The 17,341-nt window shown below is 60.4% G+C and carries 15 protein-coding genes; 2 read left to right on the top strand and 13 right to left on the bottom strand.

Annotation, left to right across the window (positions count from 1 at the left end; genetic code table 11):
• Positions 1–292: 292 nt before the first annotated feature.
• The 4 genes from AC4DF4_RS13685 to AC4DF4_RS13670 form a co-directional block, all read right to left on the bottom strand.
• On the bottom strand, positions 293–2,359 hold the full coding sequence (locus AC4DF4_RS13685; RefSeq protein WP_490048670.1) for a spermidine synthase: 2,067 nt from the start codon (positions 2,357–2,359) through the stop codon (positions 293–295).
• 66 nt (positions 2,360–2,425) lie between these two features.
• Entirely contained in the window at positions 2,426–3,013 is a 588-nt protein-coding gene (locus AC4DF4_RS13680) for a LamG-like jellyroll fold domain-containing protein (RefSeq protein ID WP_490048669.1), read from the bottom strand.
• Positions 3,014–3,292, bottom strand: coding sequence for a LamG-like jellyroll fold domain-containing protein (locus AC4DF4_RS13675; RefSeq protein ID WP_490048668.1), 279 nt, complete (start codon positions 3,290–3,292; stop codon positions 3,014–3,016).
• A gap of 25 nt (positions 3,293–3,317) precedes the next feature.
• Positions 3,318–6,020 carry a DUF5703 domain-containing protein gene (locus tag AC4DF4_RS13670; protein ID WP_490048667.1) on the bottom strand — a complete coding sequence of 901 codons (2,703 nt, stop codon included), beginning with the start codon at positions 6,018–6,020 and terminating at the stop codon, positions 3,318–3,320.
• 112 nt (positions 6,021–6,132) lie between these two features.
• On the opposite strand from AC4DF4_RS13670, the gene AC4DF4_RS13665 reads away from it, so the two are divergent.
• A complete protein-coding gene (locus AC4DF4_RS13665) occupies positions 6,133–6,369 on the top strand; it encodes a hypothetical protein (protein ID WP_490048666.1) in 237 nt (78 codons plus the stop codon).
• Between the two features lie 204 nt (positions 6,370–6,573).
• Here AC4DF4_RS13665 and AC4DF4_RS13660 read toward each other — a convergent pair whose 3' ends face one another.
• The 9 genes from AC4DF4_RS13660 to AC4DF4_RS13620 form a co-directional block, all read right to left on the bottom strand.
• On the bottom strand, positions 6,574–7,407 hold the full coding sequence (locus AC4DF4_RS13660; RefSeq protein ID WP_490048665.1) for a transposase: 834 nt from the start codon (positions 7,405–7,407) through the stop codon (positions 6,574–6,576).
• A 12-nt stretch (positions 7,408–7,419) separates the two neighbouring features.
• Entirely contained in the window at positions 7,420–7,980 is a 561-nt protein-coding gene (locus tag AC4DF4_RS13655; protein ID WP_490048664.1) for a transposase zinc-binding domain-containing protein, read from the bottom strand.
• Between the two features lie 218 nt (positions 7,981–8,198).
• A complete protein-coding gene (gene ffh, locus AC4DF4_RS13650; protein ID WP_490048663.1) occupies positions 8,199–9,575 on the bottom strand; it encodes a signal recognition particle protein in 1,377 nt (458 codons plus the stop codon).
• 48 nt (positions 9,576–9,623) lie between these two features.
• Entirely contained in the window at positions 9,624–10,811 is a 1,188-nt protein-coding gene (locus AC4DF4_RS13645) for a polysaccharide deacetylase family protein (protein ID WP_490048662.1), read from the bottom strand.
• A gap of 91 nt (positions 10,812–10,902) precedes the next feature.
• Positions 10,903–11,133 (bottom strand): type II toxin-antitoxin system HicA family toxin, encoded by a 231-nt coding sequence (locus AC4DF4_RS13640; protein ID WP_490048661.1) that lies wholly within the window; start codon positions 11,131–11,133, stop codon positions 10,903–10,905.
• Positions 11,130–11,336, bottom strand: coding sequence for a type II toxin-antitoxin system HicB family antitoxin (locus AC4DF4_RS13635; protein ID WP_490048660.1), 207 nt, complete (start codon positions 11,334–11,336; stop codon positions 11,130–11,132). Before AC4DF4_RS13635 ends, AC4DF4_RS13640 begins: the two co-directional genes overlap by 4 nt.
• A gap of 111 nt (positions 11,337–11,447) precedes the next feature.
• Positions 11,448–14,894: a pyruvate carboxylase gene (locus tag AC4DF4_RS13630; RefSeq protein ID WP_490048659.1), complete on the bottom strand. Its 3,447-nt coding sequence runs from the start codon at positions 14,892–14,894 to the stop codon at positions 11,448–11,450.
• Positions 14,895–15,006: 112 nt separating this feature from the next.
• Complete coding sequence (locus AC4DF4_RS13625) at positions 15,007–16,155, bottom strand: Gfo/Idh/MocA family protein (protein WP_490048658.1); 1,149 nt, start codon at positions 16,153–16,155, stop codon at positions 15,007–15,009.
• A gap of 179 nt (positions 16,156–16,334) precedes the next feature.
• Positions 16,335–16,709, bottom strand: a complete 375-nt coding sequence (locus AC4DF4_RS13620; RefSeq protein WP_490048657.1) for a hypothetical protein — start codon at positions 16,707–16,709, stop codon at positions 16,335–16,337.
• A 121-nt stretch (positions 16,710–16,830) separates the two neighbouring features.
• Here AC4DF4_RS13620 and AC4DF4_RS13615 point away from each other — a divergent pair, with 121 nt between their 5' ends.
• Positions 16,831–17,274: a hypothetical protein gene (locus AC4DF4_RS13615; protein WP_490048656.1), complete on the top strand. Its 444-nt coding sequence runs from the start codon at positions 16,831–16,833 to the stop codon at positions 17,272–17,274.
• Positions 17,275–17,341 lie beyond the last annotated feature (67 nt).

Raw genomic sequence — 17,341 nt, 5'->3', positions numbered from 1 at the left:
CTGTCTGTTTACTCATGGTGTTGGTTGATTTGAAACGTTTGTTCAAACAGGCGATGTCGGAACATCGCCCGATCAACCAGCACCAATCGATTTTAACATTTTAACGAAAAAAAATCCTCTTCCGTGAGCAAACCCACTGCGATGATCGTCAATAGGATCATGAGGGAAAGCGTGACGACCAGGGCAAAACCTCTGGATTGCGGGGAATGGAGTTGTGGTTTCATGATTGCGCTGTGCCAAGCGTACTCGGATGAAACACCATTTACCCGGAAGTGGCGGTTATAACAGCCTCTCAGCGCCGGTCCAGAATTTGAAACAGGTTGTGAGCGTGATCCGTCCATAAGGGGACCTCCAAGTCCCGCGCGTATTTCGGTGGGACAGGTGGATGGGCCTTGATGAATTCGGGATCCTTCGTCAGCAGGAGGTAGTCGGGCTGATAGTGGCCGGCGAGGCCGCCGGGGTCGATGCATTGACGGGTGGTGAGATAGCCGAACTCCTTGGCGAGACGCTCCACGACGGGGGCGAGATTGAGGTATTTGTTCGTGATGTGGACGGCGATGATTCCGTTGGGATTAAGGTGCCGCTGATAGATTTCGAAAGCCTCGCGGGTGAGCAGGTGGACAGGTACGGAATCGCCGCTGAAGGCGTCGAGAAGGAGGGCGTCGAAATTCTGGGGTGCTTCGTGTTCGAGCGAGAGTCGGGCATCACCCATCGCGAGTTCATATTTGGCGCCGCGGGTTTCGAGGTCGCTAATGAAGGTGAACCACTTGGTAGCCATGCGCACCACATCCGGATTGAGTTCGTAGAAGCGATAGGTTTGCCCGGGTTCCGCATAACAGGCCACCGTGGCGGTGCCCATGCCGATGATGCCGACCTTGGCATCGGGTTTCGACTTCAATCCATCCAACACCATGCCTACGCCGCTTTCGTGGCCGTAGTAGGTGAGGGGATCACGGCGTTTTGCCAGATCCATGTTCTGGCGTCCGTGTTCGGTGCCGCTGCAATAGAGCGAATGGAATTTACCGCCGTGGTCATCGGTTCGAGAGTTGATCCGCAGGGTGCCATAGAAGCTCCTGGACCGTTCCAGGGCACCGCCGAATGACAGGAATTCCCAGTTCACGATGAAGACGAGGGCCACGGTGGCGAAAACGCCTATTGCGGTGCCGCCGATCACTTTGGCGGACTTGGTCCTGTTTTGGGTTAGGCCGAGATAGGCAATCCAGCAGACCAAAACAAACCCGAAGGCGATGGCGAGCGACCATTCCAGAAAGGTATTGAAAACCATGGGTGCCACCAGACTTACCGCCAGTCCGCCCAATGCCCCGCCGGCCGACATCAGAAGATAGTATTCCGTCAGGTGGGAGGTGCCGGGTTTGAGCTTGGCCAATTCTCCATGGCACACCATGCAGATCAGAAACATGGCCGAGAAATGCACCACCAGTTCTGTCACGAAACCCGGGGTCCAATCCCACGGGGTGTTGTAAAGACCTGATGTTAGAAATGTGACCAGTATCGCGGGTATGGCCCATGCGGGACGCACATACCAGCGCGGGTGGTCGAAACAGATGATGAAGGTGATTAGATAGAGTGCCAGCGGGATGACCCAGAGAAATGGGATCACCGCCACGTCCTGACAGACGTGGTTGGTGGTGGCCAGCAGCATCAGTGAGGCGAAAGCGGGAAGGAGAACCCAAAGAATCCGGTGAAAGGCCGCAGGTGGCGGAGCCTTGGCGTCCTTGAGCTCTTCCTCATGGAGGCGGCGGGCAGCCTCCGAGGTGCCGCGTTTCCACTCCCCGATGGCACAGGCCGCCATCAACAGGGCGAAGACGGCGAAGGCTCCCGACCAGATCCAGGCTTGCCGCATCACGTCCCAGCGGGGTTCGATGAGAATCGGGTAACTCAGCAAGGCGGTCAGCGACCCCACATTCGAGAGAGCGTATAAACGCCAGGGCGTGCCGTTCGGATAGACGCGGGAATACCACACCTGCACCAACGGGCTGGTGGCGGACAGCACGAAATAAGGCAGTCCCACCGTGGCCAGCAACAACACGATAATGTGCCATGAGGGATTTTCCGAACCCAGCGGTTTGAGGGACGAATTCGGCACGATCGGGAGCAGGATCGCCGCCAGCAAGAGCAAAGCCACATGCACCCAAGCCTGGGTCAGTGGTTTGCGGCGGGTGAGAAAGTGCGAGTAGCTGTATCCCGCGAAGAGCACCATTTGGAAAAACAACATACACGTCGTCCACACGCCGGGACTGCCGCCAAACCATGGCAGGATGAATTTGCTGATCATGGGCTGGACCTGAAAGAGCAGGAAGGCACCTAACAGACTGACGAGGCAAAAAATATAGATCATGGGTTAGTGGGAGATGAAGCCGGTGGGTGTTTCGAAGCTCAAGCATAAGGAGTCAGATCTGGAGCGTCAAAGAGAATGACTGCAAGGAGTTTGCTTTCTGCGGGAGAGCCCTGAAAGAGCCAATGCGTCGGCCTGGAGGGCGGGGAAATGGGGGGTGTTCTGCGAAGGGGCGGGCGCTTCGCCGGTGAATTGGAGTTGCCCAACCGGCTTTGCCGGATGCGAGGCGGCATAGGCGGCCGCGGGTTGTCCGTTGATGAAAACCGACGCCTGGTTGCCGGCCCGAACCAGCGCCAGATGCATCCAGCCTTCAAAGCAGATCGGCACACTGATCGTGGGACAACCGGGCACCATGCCCCGCAATTGACCGGCATTGAAATCCAACAAAAAACCGTCGGTCCCGCCCGGCGTGATGCGGTCCAGGATGCGCCCCTCCAAACGCAACGATGCCGGGTCGGGCCGCAGCCAGACTTCCTGGGTGAAATCCGCCGCCGCATTGAAGCCGGTGCCCGCCGCCTCCAGCCAGCCACCGCGGAGGGCGGCGCAAGGCACCTTGTCATGAACCGTCGCTCTCACAACACCGACGGCTCCTAGCGGCGCGGCATCACCGCCGGACGCGCTGTCCGGCACCCGCCGGCCGGCGAGGTTTCCTAACATCTATTCATGCGTGGGCTTGGAGGAGGTCGGCGGGACACCCGGTTGGCCCTTGGCGATAGCCGCGATCTCCTGTGCCGTCAGGGCGCGGTCATAAAGGCGCACGGCGGCAATGGCCGCTTCCAGCGTCGATTCGCCGGTCTGATCGGCCCCGATCCGCAGCGGACGCGGGTCTTCGGCGGCGATGACGGTGGAGGCCGGCGCGGACGAAAGTGCTAACAATGTCAGTCCGCGGAATGCCTGGCAAACGATGAATGGGGGAAGAAAACGAGAGTCGCGCATGGCCGGGAGTTTTGCTGAAGAAGAATCACTTCCCCCAGTCCGGCGGGATCACATCCTTGCGGCGGGATTCGGGGATGACTGTGAGTCTGGTGATTTTTCCGTCTTTGAGTTCGCACTCGACGGTGGTGTTTTGAGGAGCATGGAGTTTAAAGACGACGTCCCGGTCTTGCGGCCATGCGGGAAGGATGCGGATAGGGCCGTCTTGCGCCTGCAAGAGCATCAGGTTGGTGGTGGTCACCAGATTGCCGCCGTGGCAATGGTCGGGGAGCCAGTCGAAGTTCGGCCCCCAGGTGGCGGGCCAGCGGTAGGCGGGGTGGGAGTTGCGGACCTTGACATCCAGAATGCGCGCGGCTTCGTTGGTGAGTCCGAGCAGGGCGGCGGCGTTGCTGTCGTAGCCCCAGCCGATGTCGTTGTGTGAGCCGCGCAAGGCGTAACCATTGCGGGCCTCTTCGAGCAGCGGCTTGCCGAGTCCGGCGAGTCGGAACGGCCAGATTGGAAAGAGTTCCGGGTTCTCGCAGTTGCTGCGCTGAGGGTTGTATTTTTGGGCAACCGCAATGCGGCGGACCGGCTTGCCGTTGAGCGTGGCGTCTTCGACGGGCAGCGTGGGCGCGGCGGCCTTCATCTGGACGAAAAAGGCTTTCTGTTCGCTTGACAGGTCGGATCCCGGCAAGGCGCAGAGGCGAGTCGTGATGTCGTTGAGTCCGGCGACGCAGGGAGTGTCGTTGACCACACCATGCCAGTAGGTCTCCACCGACTGCGTGGGATCGATCAGGATGCGGCCGGCGGCATCTTTCTTGAAGCGGGTGTCGAAATACCTGAGCACCGAGGTGGCCATCGGCAGGAGACGTGTTTTCAGGAATGTCCGGTCCCGGGTATAGTCGTAGTAATCAAGCTGGAGCGCGACGAGTTCGAGGCCCTGGTTCCACGCGAACTGCCAATACGGGCATTGCACATCCCTGGGTTGTTTGCCGGTGCGGTTCCATCCGTAGTCGCCGTTCGAGTAGGTGCCCCAGACAGTCATGGTTTCGGCGAAGTAGCAGCCTTCGACATTATGATAGAGCTTGGCGCGCGCTTCGGCGAAGGGGCGGATGTTCTCGAACATCTCGAACAGCGGGTGCATCAGATCGAAGTCGCCGCAGGCCTGCATGGCATGATAGGGCATGCGGACATTCTGCCACCAGTGGCAGTCGCCCCATCTGCGCCAGTCGGGGTTGTTGCCCTGGCCCATGTGGGTCGGTTCGACAGTGAAAATACTGCCGTTGAATTTGATGGGGAAAATGCCGCGTCCGGCGCATGCCTGCATGTAGCGCTGCAGCGTGTGCGCCTTGCCAACCGTCATTTGCCGCGTTGGGTCGCTGGACGCCACCTGCTTGTCGTTGAAAAACAGCCGCATCATTCCCGACCTGGCGTCAAAGGTCGCCATCACAAAGCCGGCCTTGCCGGCCGTCAGGCATTTCGGAGCCGCTAGAACGCGGTCGCCGACAATGAAACGCAATGACAAGCCCGGTTCGGTGTCGAGGAGAAAGCCATCGCAACCGCCGGGCGTGATCTTGTCCACGATCCGGCCGGTTTCGCCCGGTGCCGGATTGATGAAGGCGCGAATGGTGAATCCCTGGTCCAAACCCGTCTTAGGCATTTCAAGCACGGCTGGAGGTGTGGAATCCGCGTCCGGCGGCTTGAATTCAATCTCTCCGGGAACGACCGCTTTCCCGACGATGATCGGCTGGACGATTTTGCCACGGAAACGGTTGCCACCGTGCTGATCGACACCGACCCGGAGCGGAAGTTCGTTAGGTGGCGCGCTTTTAGGAGTAGTGCCGTCGCAAATGACCCATGAGCGCTGCCAGAAGCTGCGCCACCATGCGGCGGTGCGGGTCATGGCGGCAGTGGCATCCGCGGATTTGGCGGCGGTGGTTTTCGCCAGATCGAGCCATTCCAGGGCGGTTGCGGTTTGCGCGGACGGGCTGGACACACGCAGGGCGAATGACTGGACGGGCGCGGTTGTGAGCGTCCGTCCGTCAACCACCTTGAACCCCTCGCCGGTAATCCAGCCGCCGAAGGTGCGGTGGAGCAACGGATCTTTCATGCTCGCCCGGATCGGCTCCAGAGACTGCACTTTGACAGTGGACTCGAACGCGGTCGATTCCTCGTTCCGGTGATACCAGGCCACGGCATCCGGCAGCCCGCCGGGGAAATTGTCGGGTGCCTGCCAGAGTTCGAACGGGGCGTCGTGCAGGGTCCATGTGCCACCACCGGGGACCTTCTGCTTCTCCGTGCGCCAGCTTTCGACTTTGGCGGTGACCGTGAGTGGCGAAGCCGATTTCCCGATGACATGAACGACCGGATGATCGGTGTCCACGAAAACGCGAAGCGTGACCTGCGACATCCCTTCTCCCGCCGTGATTTCGCAGGCGCCGTCCCGCAGCTTCAGTGCCTGCCGGAACGGTGCGCCGGTCTTGAAAGGATTGGGCGACAGCGAAACCCGGACTTTTCCGGCTTTGCAGAGCTGGGATATTTCACTGAAGGAATCATTGCGGCTGAGATGGAATAACAGATCGCCGTTTTCCTCGACCCATAGGTTGATGCCGAGTTCGCCATTGCCCAGCGGCATCGAACCGGCGGCGTCCTTGCTGGGCGTGTCCCAGATGACATCATACCGGCTGATGTCCGGGGCGGCGGTGGAAATCGTGGCGAAGGCGAGCAACGCGGCGATGGAATGAAGTTTCATGGGAAGAAAGTTGACGAGATTCGCGGCTTAGGGACGGGAGTCGCTGGGAACTTCATTCGATCACACCGACTTCGGCGACGATGGCGTGAAATGCTAGGAATTTGCTTTTGGGGTGAAGGCCGTTGAAAGAGCGGGTGGCCGGACCGGAGGCTGGGAAAAGGGGGAAAAGCGGGAAAAGGGGGCGAAAGAAGTGAAAATTGCCGAGTGGGCAGTGAGCAGAGAAGAAAAACGCGACGAAACAGCTGTGTGGCAGATGCCGTTACGTGTTTTGGCATTCATATTCACTTGCCGCGAGCGTAGCTTTCCCGACCGCTTTGCAAAGATTTCTTTTGGCAGCGGTGTTTTTTGAACCCGCCGGGCGGGATCAGGTGGATTCGAGAACCAGCGTTCGGCCGTCTTCCAAATGGATTTCCTCGGGTTTCCATGCCGGACTTTGATCGAACCAGTCAGGGTCTGGCTCATTGGGATTCCGGGGACGGTTGAACCAGTCGCCTGTGGCGGAGACTCAAGACTTGAAGACACAAGACAGAAGACGAAGAGGGCTCCGCGCAGATCATTGGCATCGACGCAAGCGATTCATTCGCGTGCCGCGAAACTTGGCCGATGAAATCGCGGATTCTTGTCTTGGCTCTTGTGTCTTGGAGTCTTGGAGTCTTGCGTCTTCACCGGGGCGCATGTCGCGGGCGGATTGCTTCGGAGGCGCGGGGATGAGGAGGATAGTGGATTGGATATTTGAAATTGGAGATTTGAGATTGGGGGAAGATTCCGGAGGACGGATGATGCGGTCGGGGATGAGCGGGGTTTGGCCACGGGTTTTGTTGGAGTAGGTGCCGTAGTAGCGCACCGTTTGCTGGCCCTTGGGCGGGAGGTGGAGCAGCGCGGCGGCGATGAAGTCGGGGGCTTTGAAGATCTCGAAGTTGCGCTTGGTGTTGCAGTGGCGTTTGGAGCGGTAGATGACCGTTTTGGTGCTGGCGTTCCAGGTGATTTTCTGGAGGGAAAAGGGATGGCGCAGAAGATATTCGGCGAGGCGTTTGCGGCCGGCGCTGTCGTGGGCGGCGACGGGTTTTTCGCCGCCGTCGTGGATGTGGAAGCCGGAATGTGTCCAAGAGAGGAGGTCGGCGAGTTTTTGCCGGCTGATGAGCTTGGCTTCGCGGAGGGCGTGGAGGAAGCGGTGGCGGAAGAGTTCGATGGCGGGCGCGAGGTCTTCGGCGGGCATGCAGTGGAAGCGGCCATCCGGGGTGAAGAGTCCGTCGGCGGCGAGGACGTGGAGGTGCGGGTGGAAGATCAAATAATCGCCAAAAGTGTGAACGGCGGCGATGGCTCCGAGTTTGCCGTCGGGGAGATTGAGGCGGGTTCGGCCCTTCTTCGCCAAGGCTACGAAGGGCATTCTTCGCTTCCATTAGCTCTCCGAAGGCCTGCCATTCGAAGCTTCCGGCACGGAAGCGAAGAATGGTGGCGGTGTGGAAGAGGTGGGTGAGGAGTTGGCGGCGTTTGCGGAAAATGCCGCGCAGGACGCGGGGGATGGTGAAGACGAATTGGCGGTGGGGAACCTCGTGGCAGACGGCCCTTCTTCGCCGAGGCTACGAAGGGCATTCTTCGCTTCCCTTAGCTCTCCAATGGCCTGCCATTCGAAGCTTCCGGCACGGAAGCGAAGAATGGTGGCAGGAGGGACAAAAGTGGCGGTCCTCCTGTCCTTCCGAAGCCTTGCGCGAAGGAGGATGCAGGTGAAGGCGAGGAGGCGTTCGTGACCGCAGTCGGGACACTGGAGGCGGGTGAAGCCGGAGGCGAGATCGCCACAGCGGAGGAAGGATTCGACGGTGGCGGTGGCAGCGGGGTGGAGCGGGCCGAGGGATTGGCGGTATTTGTTTTCGTAGTTGGAGAGGAATTCGTCCCAGCCGTGGCGGACGAGTTGCCAGAGCGGCGAGGCGCGGGGGCGGCGGGGTTGGTAAGTGGACGGCACAAAGAGTGTTCATAAGAACATTTTTTGTGCGGGGCAAGATTGGGGGTGATGGATCGCTTTGGTTGGAGGTCCGGAGAGCAGAAAGGTCAGAACCGCATTGCCTGCATCTCTGCCGGGAACCAGGGCTCACCAAAGGGTTGGGACTGTGCCCGAGTCGGTGATTGAACGATCCCGAGTGAGTAACGGGAAGGCGTTGGTCTTGGCGGTTAGGGAAATCTTTAGAACGGAAACTTGCCGCCGCCGAGGCCTTTCATCATATCCTTCATGCCGCCCGCGCCGCCCATTTGTTTCATCATCGCATTCATTTTGTTGGGCGACTTCATCATCTTGCGCATCTCGCCGAACTGTTTGATGAGCTGGTTCACCTCCATGATCGAAGTGCCGGAACCGGCGGCGATGCGCTGGCGGCGCGAGCCTTTGATGATCTCGGGACGGCGGCGCTCGACGAGTGTCATCGAGAGCACGATGGCTTCGGTGCGTTTGAGTTTTTTGGTGTCGAACGCGCCTGCGGGAAGTTGCTTTTTGATCTTGCTGAAGCCGGGCATCAGGCCGAGCAGTCCTTCGAGCGGACCGAGATTCTGGATCATCTTCATCTGGTCGAGGAAGTCGGTGAAATCGAATTTGCCGTCCTGCATCCGCTTCATCGAGCGCATCGCGTCCTCCTCGTTCACCTTGCCGGCGACTTGCTCGACCATGCCGACGATGTCGCCCATGCCGAGAATCCGGTCGGCCATGCGGCTCGGGTGGAATTCGAAAAGCTGGTCCAGCTTCTCGCCCTCGCCGGCGTATTTGATCGGCTTGCCGGTGACGGCGCGCATCGAAAGGGCTGCGCCGCCGCGGGCGTCGCCGTCGAGCTTGGTGAGGATGATGCCGGTGATGCCGACGGCTTCATCGAAGTGCTGGGCGACGGAGACGGCTTGCTGGCCGGTGGCTGAGTCGGCGACTAACAAGGTTTCCTTGGGCTGGACGAAATCATGGAGGCGCTTGAGCTCGGCGATGAGGCGCTCGTCGATTTCCTGGCGGCCGGCGGTGTCGAAAATGAGCACGGTGCCTTGCTGTTTCTCGGCCCAGGCGAGCGCGTCTTTGGCAACTTTGACGACGTCTGTTTCGCTGGCATCCGGCGTGTAGCAGGGGACTTCGATCTGTTTCGCGAGCATGGCGAGCTGGTCGATCGCGGCGGGGCGATAGAGGTCGCAGGCGATGAGCAGCGGGCGGCGGCCTTCTTTTCTCAGGCGGTTGGCGAGCTTGGCGGAGGTGGTGGTTTTGCCGGCGCCGTTGAGTCCGCAGATCATGATTCGGGCGGGCGGGTTGAGGTCGAGCGGGGCTTGGTCGCCGCCGAGCAGCGCTTCGAGCTCGTCGTGGAAAATCTTGACGATTTGCTCTCCGGGTTTGATCGATTTGAGAACGTCCTCGCCGAGGGCCTTTTCCTTCACCTTGGCGATGAAATCCTTGGCGACGCCGAACTCGACGTCCGCCTCAAGCAGCGCGATGCGGATTTCGCGGAGCGCGTCGGCGATGTTTTTTTCCGAAATGCGGCCGACGCCACGGAGGTTGCGGAAGGTCTTGTCGAGGCTGTCGGAGAGGCTGGAGAACATGGTCGTAAATGCTGAAAGGCTGAAAACTGAAAAGCTGAAATGAAGAGTTCACTCCCCGTCGGGAAGATAGGCGGATTCGCGATCGATTTGGAAAGACCAGCGGAGCGGGGTTTCCGGGGCTTTGCCGGCGGTATCTTTCCACGTGATGGCGACTTGGCAACTCGTTTGGCGGAGGCGGCGGTTGACTTGCCAGGAGAATTTCTTGGTCTCGGCGGCGAAATTCGCGGGGACCTCGCCAAAGCCGGAGACCTTCATCGTGAGCGTCGCGGGGTCGATGTTCTCGACGGTGGATAGATCGGCGGAGATTTCTGGCAGGCGGGAATTGACGATGGCGCCGGCTTCCGGGGACACGGGGAATGGCGTGGTCTGGACGATTCCGGCGATGGCGCCGCCGGGCTCCGCGGCGCTTACGCCCTCGCGGAAGGTGGTGGCGGTTTCGAAGATCTTGTCGTAGTTGCCGAGGATGATGTAGCGCGGAAGCAGCGCGTCCGGCAGCGCGCGTTTGATCTTGCCCGGCAGCACCGTGAACATGTGGGTATAGCCGAATTCCTCGCCGAGCTTGGGCATTTCCTCGGTGTGAAATCCGCCGGGATACGCGTAGGTGGTGACCTTCACGGGGAACTTGGACTCGAGGAAGCGCTTCGACTCGCCGATTTCCTTGCGCAGATAAGCGTCGAATTCATGCGGGCCTTTTTTCCTGAAATTCTTCACCGTGAGCGGATAGGGGTGGCTGACGGAATGGCTGCCGACAGTCGCTCCAGCGGCAATCATTTCCTCGATCATCGGGGTGGTGAGGGCCTTGCCGCCGCCATCGACGTAGTTCTTGTAGAGAAAGACGGTGAACGGGAAGCCGAACTCCTTAAGGACCGGATAGGCGTCGGTGTAAACCGATTTCCAGCCGTCGTCGAAGGTGATCAGGATGGCTTGTTTGGGAATTTCCTTTTCACCTTTTTTCCAAGCGGTGAATTCATCGAGCGTGATCACCTTGAGCCCGAGCTGGCGGATGGTCTCCATCTGCTTGCGGAATTTCGACGTGCGGATGCGCATTGCCGTTTCCGGCAGGTCCTCGGCGAGGTCGTGGTAGCCGAGGATGGCAACGCGAACACCGTCGTCGGGGATCGCTGGATCCTCCGCCGGCGGCGCGACGGGGGGCAGGGGGATTTCGGGCACGGGAGCTTCCTGTGCCCATGAGCAGACGCTGGTGAGCAGGGCGAGGAGCAGGGCGAATTTCGTCATCGATGCGGGGACGCTAGGAGGGCATGGCGGATTTTGAAAGCCTCAAGACAGCCTGTAGCGGGCGGGTCGCTTCAGATTCCCGACAGCACATTTATTTGCTAGCAAGGGTGGAGAACTCCTCAGCAGTGAGGCCACTGGAACGGATCAAACTCCGCAATGTTCCTTTGGCAACTTCCTTGTGATCTGGAACGGACAGGGTGATCATCTGTCCTTCCTTGATGAGAATCATGTGGCTCCCGCGTTGCCGCACCATTTCCCAACCCTCTTTGGCGAAGACTTTGACGACGTCCCGCCCGCTGAGTGTGGGTAAGATAGCCATCAAACGGCGACTTCCACTTGCTGGGTCTCGATGGTCAAAGGCATGCCGCGCTCCGCACGCACTTCGAGGCAGGCGGCGATGGCTTCACGAATGTTGGCAATGGCATCCTGACGGGTTTCTCCCTGGCTGATGCAGCCTGGAATGGAGGGACATTCGGCGATCCAAACGCCGTCTTCATCGCGCTCAAGGGTGGTGAGGAATCTCATGAGAGTGAGTTTACGCGTCATTTTTGTTTTTGGGAAGACGCTGTTTTTCCCGCTGGATGGGCTGAAAATCGGCGGACCTCATCGCTTTCAAGACCGTCACATCTGGCAATTTCAAGTCGTCGTGAGCTTCACCAGCAAATCATCGCTGTCCACGCGGTCGCCTTTTTTCACGAGGATTTCGGAAACCGTTCCATCCTCGCTGGCGCTGACGGTGGTGAGCATTTTCATGGCTTCGAGGACGACGAGCTTGTCGCCCGCCTTGACTTCCTGACCGGGAGAAACGGCGACTTCGGTGACCATGCCGGGCATCGGCGCGCAGGCGTGGGCCGGGTTGTCGGGCTCGCCTTTCGGGCGGGACGCGGTGCTAACGGATTTTAACGAGTTGTCGGTGACGACCGATTCGCGCGGCATGCCGTTGAGTTCGTAGAACAGCGCGCGGCGTCCCGCGGAGTCGGCCTCGCCGATGGAGATGAGCTTGATGATGAGGATCTTGCCGGTGTCGATCTCGATTTCCATTTCCTCGCCGATCTGCAGGCCGTAGAAAAACGCGGGCGTCGGCAGGCCGCTGAGGTCGTCATATTTCGCGCGGAACGCGGTGAAGTCGGCGAACACCTGCGGATACATCAGGTGGGAATAGAGGTCGTCCTCGCTGGCGGGGCGGCCGAGTTTGACGGAGAGTTCGGCGCGGGTGGCGTCGAGATCGATCGGATCGGCGAGCTCGCCGGGGCGCAAGGTGGTGGCCTTGCGGGTTCCTAACACGACCTTCTGGACCTCGACCGGCCAGCCGCCGTCGGGCTGGCCGAGGCCTCCGGAGAGCATGTCGATGACGCTTTCCGGGAAGTCGATGGAGCCGGGCTTGAGCTTCGGCACGTCCGCCGCCTTGATGCCGCGGGTGACGAGGAACATGCACATGTCGCCGACGACCTTGGACGACGGGGTGACCTTGACGATGTCGCCGAAGAGCTGGTTGACGTCGGCGTAGGTGCGGGCGATTTCGCGCCAGCGGTGGCCGAGACCCATGGCGTTCGCCTGCTCGCGGAGGTTGGTGTATTGGCCGCCGGGCATTTCGTGTTCGTAAACTTCCGCGGTGCCGGAGCGCGGCGCGGAATCGAACGGTTGATAGAACGTGAGGACGTGTTCCCAGTAGTCGGAAAGCTCGTTGAGCGAATCGAAATCGAGCCCCGGATCGCGCTCGGTGTTGGCGAGGGCGGCGGAGATGGAATTGAGGTTCGGCTGTGAGGTCGAGCCGGACATCGACGAGATCGCGAGGTCCACGATGTCCACGCCGGCCTTGGAGGCTGCGAGCACGGAGGCGGAGTTGATGCCGGAAGTGTCGTGGGTGTGGAAATGGACGGGAATGCCGATTTCCTCCTTCAGCGCGGTGACCAGCTTGTAAGCGGCGTGCGGTTTGCAGAGGCCGGCCATGTCCTTGATGCAGAGCATGTGGGCTCCCATGCGCTCGAGTTCCTTGGCCTTGGCGACATAGTATTTCAGCGAATACTTGTCGCGGTTCGCGTCGGTGATGTCGCCGGTATAGCAGATCGCGGCCTCGCATACCGCCTTGCCGTGGTCGCGGACGGCTTCCATGGCGACCTTCATGTTAGGCAGGTAGTTGAGCGAGTCGAAGATCCGGAAGATGTCCATGCCGGAGTCCGCCGCGTGCTTGACGAAGCCGGCGACGACGTTGTCCGGATAGTTCGAATAGCCGACGGCGTTCGAGCCGCGGAAGAGCATTTGGAAACAGATGTTAGGAGCCTTTTCGCGCAGGCGGCGGAGGCGGTCCCACGGGCACTCGCTGAGGAAACGCATCGCGGTGTCGAAGGTCGCGCCGCCCCACATTTCCAGCGAGAAAAGCTCCGGCGTGCGGTGGGCGATCGCCTCGGCCACGCGCAGCATGTCAAAGCTGCGCATGCGGGTGGCGATGAGCGACTGGTGGGCGTCGCGCAGGGTGGTGTCGGTGATCAGCAGGCGCTTTTCGGCGAGAATCCACTGCGCGAACTTCTCCGGGCCGAGGTCGAGGAGGACGTCGCGGCTGCCCTTGGGAACCTTGGCGTGGTGCTCGATGATGAGCGAGTTAGGCACCACGGCCTTGTGCAGCACGGCACCGGGTTTCCAGCCTTTGGTGGTCGGGTTGCCGTTGAGCGTGATGTCGGATAGATAGGAAAGCGTTCGGGTCGCGCGGTCGCGGCGGCGCTTGAACTGGAATAGCTCGGGCTTGGTGTCGATCAGCTTGGTGTGCGCCTGGCCGGCGCGGAAGGTCTCGTCGGCGATGACGTTCTCGAGGAAGGGAATGTTGGTTTTCACCCCGCGGATGCGGAACTCGCGCAGCGCGCGGTCCATCCGCTGGCAGGCCATCGGGAAATCCCGGCCCATCGCGGTGAGCTTGACTAACATGGAGTCATAATACGGCGTGACCACCGAACCGGCGTCGCCCGAGGCGGCGTCCAGACGGATGCCGAAGCCGGCGGCGGAGCGGTAGTTGAGGATGCGGCCGTAGTCGGGCGAGAAGCCCTTCTCGGGATCCTCGGTGGTGATCCGGCACTGGATGGCGAAGCCGATGCACGGCATTTCCTCCTGTGGAGGGATGGCGATCTCGTCGCTGAAAAGCGTGTGTCCGGCGGCGACGAGGATCTGCGAGCGGACCAGATCGATGCCGGTGACGCACTCGGTCACGGTGTGCTCCACCTGGATGCGCGGGTTCATCTCGATGAAGAACCAGTCGTTCTGGTCCATGTCGTAGAGGAATTCGACGGTGCCGGCGTTGTCGTAACCGATGCCCTTGGCCAGCGTGACGGCGGCTTCGCAGAGTTCCTTGCGGACCTTCGGGTCGAGGTGCATCGCGGGGGCGACCTCGACGACTTTCTGATAGCGGCGCTGCACCGAGCAGTCTCGCTCGTACAGGTGGACGACGTTGCCGTGCTGGTCGCCGAGGATCTGCACTTCGATGTGCTTGGCGCGGGAAATGTAGCGTTCGAGGAAAACGGCGGAATTTCCGAACGCGTTGAGCGCCTCGTTCTGCGCCTCGGCCAGCAAGCCTGCGAGCTGAGAGGGTTTCTCCACCACCCGCATGCCGCGGCCGCCACCGCCGAACGCGGCCTTGATGATGAGCGGAAAGCCGATGTCATGCGCCACGGTCAGCGCTTGGTCCGGATCGCTGATCGGCTCCTCGGTGCCGGGCAGGGTGGGGACGTTGAAGCTGTGCGCGAGCGCGCGGGCTGCGGTCTTGTCGCCCATGTTTTCCAACAGATCCGGCGACGGACCGATGAAAATAATTCCCTCGCGCGCACAAGCACGGGCGAACGCGGCGTTCTCCGAGAGGAACCCGTAACCCGGGTGAATCATCGTCACGCCCTTCTGTTTCGCCAAGGTCACGATGCCCTCGACGTCCAGATACGCGCCGACCGGACCCTTCGAGGAATCCAGTTGATAGGCCTCGTCCGCCTTGAAGCGGTGGATCGAAAAGCGGTCCTCTTCGGCGAAGATCGAGACGGTCGTGAGACCGAGTTCGTTGGCTGCGCGAAAAATACGAATGGCGATCTCACCGCGGTTGGCGGCCATCAATTTCCCGGGGCGTCGTTGGGTATCAAGCATGTCGGCGAGCTTTCTAGGTGCTCGCGGGCCGTTCGTGAAGCGGAAATCCGGGTGATTTCGCAAGGAGGAGGATCTCGCTTCAGGACTTCTTCACATCCACCCACTGCTTGGTTTTGGCGGATTCCAAGACGGCGTCGCAGACATACTGGGTGCCGAGCGCGTGGCGGAAGTCCGGGTAGCGTTTTTCGGCGCTCGGGTCGTCGAGGGATTTGAAGAACTCGGCGAGCTCGTGGGTGAAGGAGTGCTCGTAACCGAGGCAGAGGCCCGGCACCCACCAGTTGCCGGAATACGGGTGATCGCCGTCGGTCGCGTGGATGTTGGTCCAGCCGCGGCGGTCGCCGGGGACGCCGTGGTCGAAGTAGGAGAGGTAGTTGAGATCGTGGAGGTCCCAGGCGAGGGATTTTTTCTCGCCGTTGATCTCGAACGTGTAGAGCGCCTTGTGGCCGCGGGCGTAGCGGGTGGACTCGAAAATGGCGAGCGAGCCGTTTTCGAAACGGGCGAGGAAGGCGCAGGCGTCGTCGATGGTTACGGCTTGTTTCTCGCCGGTGGCGGTGTGGACGCGCTCCTTGATGAAGGTCTCGGTCATCGCGCTGACGGAAACGATGTCGCCGTTGATCCAGCGGGCGGTGTCGATGCAGTGAGCTAACAAATCGCCGGTGACGCCGGAGCCGGCGGCGGCGGCGTCAAGACGCCAGAGGCCGGCGCCGCCTTGCGGGAGTTCTTCGGAAATCGTCCAGTCCTGGAGGAAATTCGCGCGGTAGTGGAACACGCGGCCGAGTTCGCCGGCATCGACGATGTTCTTGGCGAGCGTCACGGCGGGGAGGAAGCGGTAGTTGTACCAGACGAGGTTGGGCAGGCCGGATTTCTCGACGGCTTCGACCATTTTCTCGCCTTGCTCGCCGTTGAGGGCGAGGGGTTTTTCGCAGAGGATCATCTTGCCGTTGGCGATGCAGGCGAGGGCGATCTCGGCGTGTGAATCGTTAGGCGTGCAGATGTCGATGGCGTCGATGTCGGCGCGTTTCACCATTTCGCGCCAGTCGGTTTCATAGGAGGCGTACCCCCATTTTTCGGCGAAGGCGGCAACCTTTTCCTGGTCGCGGCCGCAGACGGCCTGGCGGACCGGGACGTGCTCGGTGTCGAAGAAGTGGGAGAGTTGGGAGTAGGCGTTCGAATGGGTGCGGCCCATGAAGCCGTAACCGATGAGGCCGATGCGGATTGGTTTTTTCATGATGTGGTGATGGGGAATGGGATTGGGATTGGGATGAACTCTGCGGAGTAGTCGCACAGAGACGGAGATTCGACTATCTTTCTTTCCGCCAGAGGGCAAGGGCAAGCTGCGGCAGGTGACCAAGGAGCGGCGGAACGCGTCCGCCGTGCCCATGGAAAGCCGATGAACGGTGCATTTGCTCATCTCGTTGCCAGCTCATGGACATGGGCGAAGGACCCCCATTGAATCCTCTCCCGGTCCGGAAATCCTTTCAGGTCACCGGTCCAACCGCGGGAGATGGAGAACTTCGTCTTCCAAGCGTTAGTAGGATAAAGTTGCGCCAGCCATGCAAAAATTTCAGGTGAAACCGCAGGTTCCTTCCAGCGTTTTTTCCAAGGTTGAGAGCTTTTTTCAGCGGGCCAGAGGGGCAGCAGCGTCAGTCCATCAGCTTCACCAACTCCTCGCTCCCGACATACCGAGATGACGGTGGTGGGTGCCTGCGCGGCAACGTGGCCAAGGGCACGGATCCCGGAGCCATGATTGGCCGTCCGCGCCGTCTGGTCCGGATTTTTCACCCGCCCCAGTCAGTCAGGGCAGACGGTCGAAAAATCACAATATTTTGTTTGGCATCCTTGGAAATCCGTCTAATGGTCTGCTGCTTCGATCATGAGGCAAAAGCCAAAAACCCATACCACCATGAAAAAATTGATCCTGTCACTCGCCCTGGCATCCGTGGCATCCAATGCTCAAGCGGCCCTTATTTACCTCGACCTCATCGGCACGGCCGGTGGGGGACTCCTGCCCGGGAACGAACCCGGATCCGTCACTGGCGGTACCGGCGGCGAGCTTGCCAGCACCGGCGGTATTACTTATGACACCGTCACCAATATCCTCGACCTGACGAACGTCGGCTGGGGTAGTTCCCAAGGCTTCACCGATTTGTCCAGCTCGGCCAATAATTCACACCTCCACGGCGCAACTACCAGTGTCAATGGTAACGGTTTCACGGAGACTGGGGGTGCCCTTGTCACCTTGACCCGTTCGTCAAGTGCCGTCACTGGTGGTGTTTTCACCAATCCGAGCGTTGATTTCGATACACTGCCGTCCCACAGGCCGGGCACAGTGCTTCGTGAGCCTTGAATCTTCAAGGTTTTGAACGGGTTTTGGCAGAATGGCGATTGCGACTTTTTTGCAGGTGGTTGGCTTT

The organism is Luteolibacter sp. (assembly GCF_058122085.1).
The sequence above is the reverse complement of the archived record's forward strand: the minus strand, read 5'-3'. Positions and strand labels throughout refer to the sequence as shown.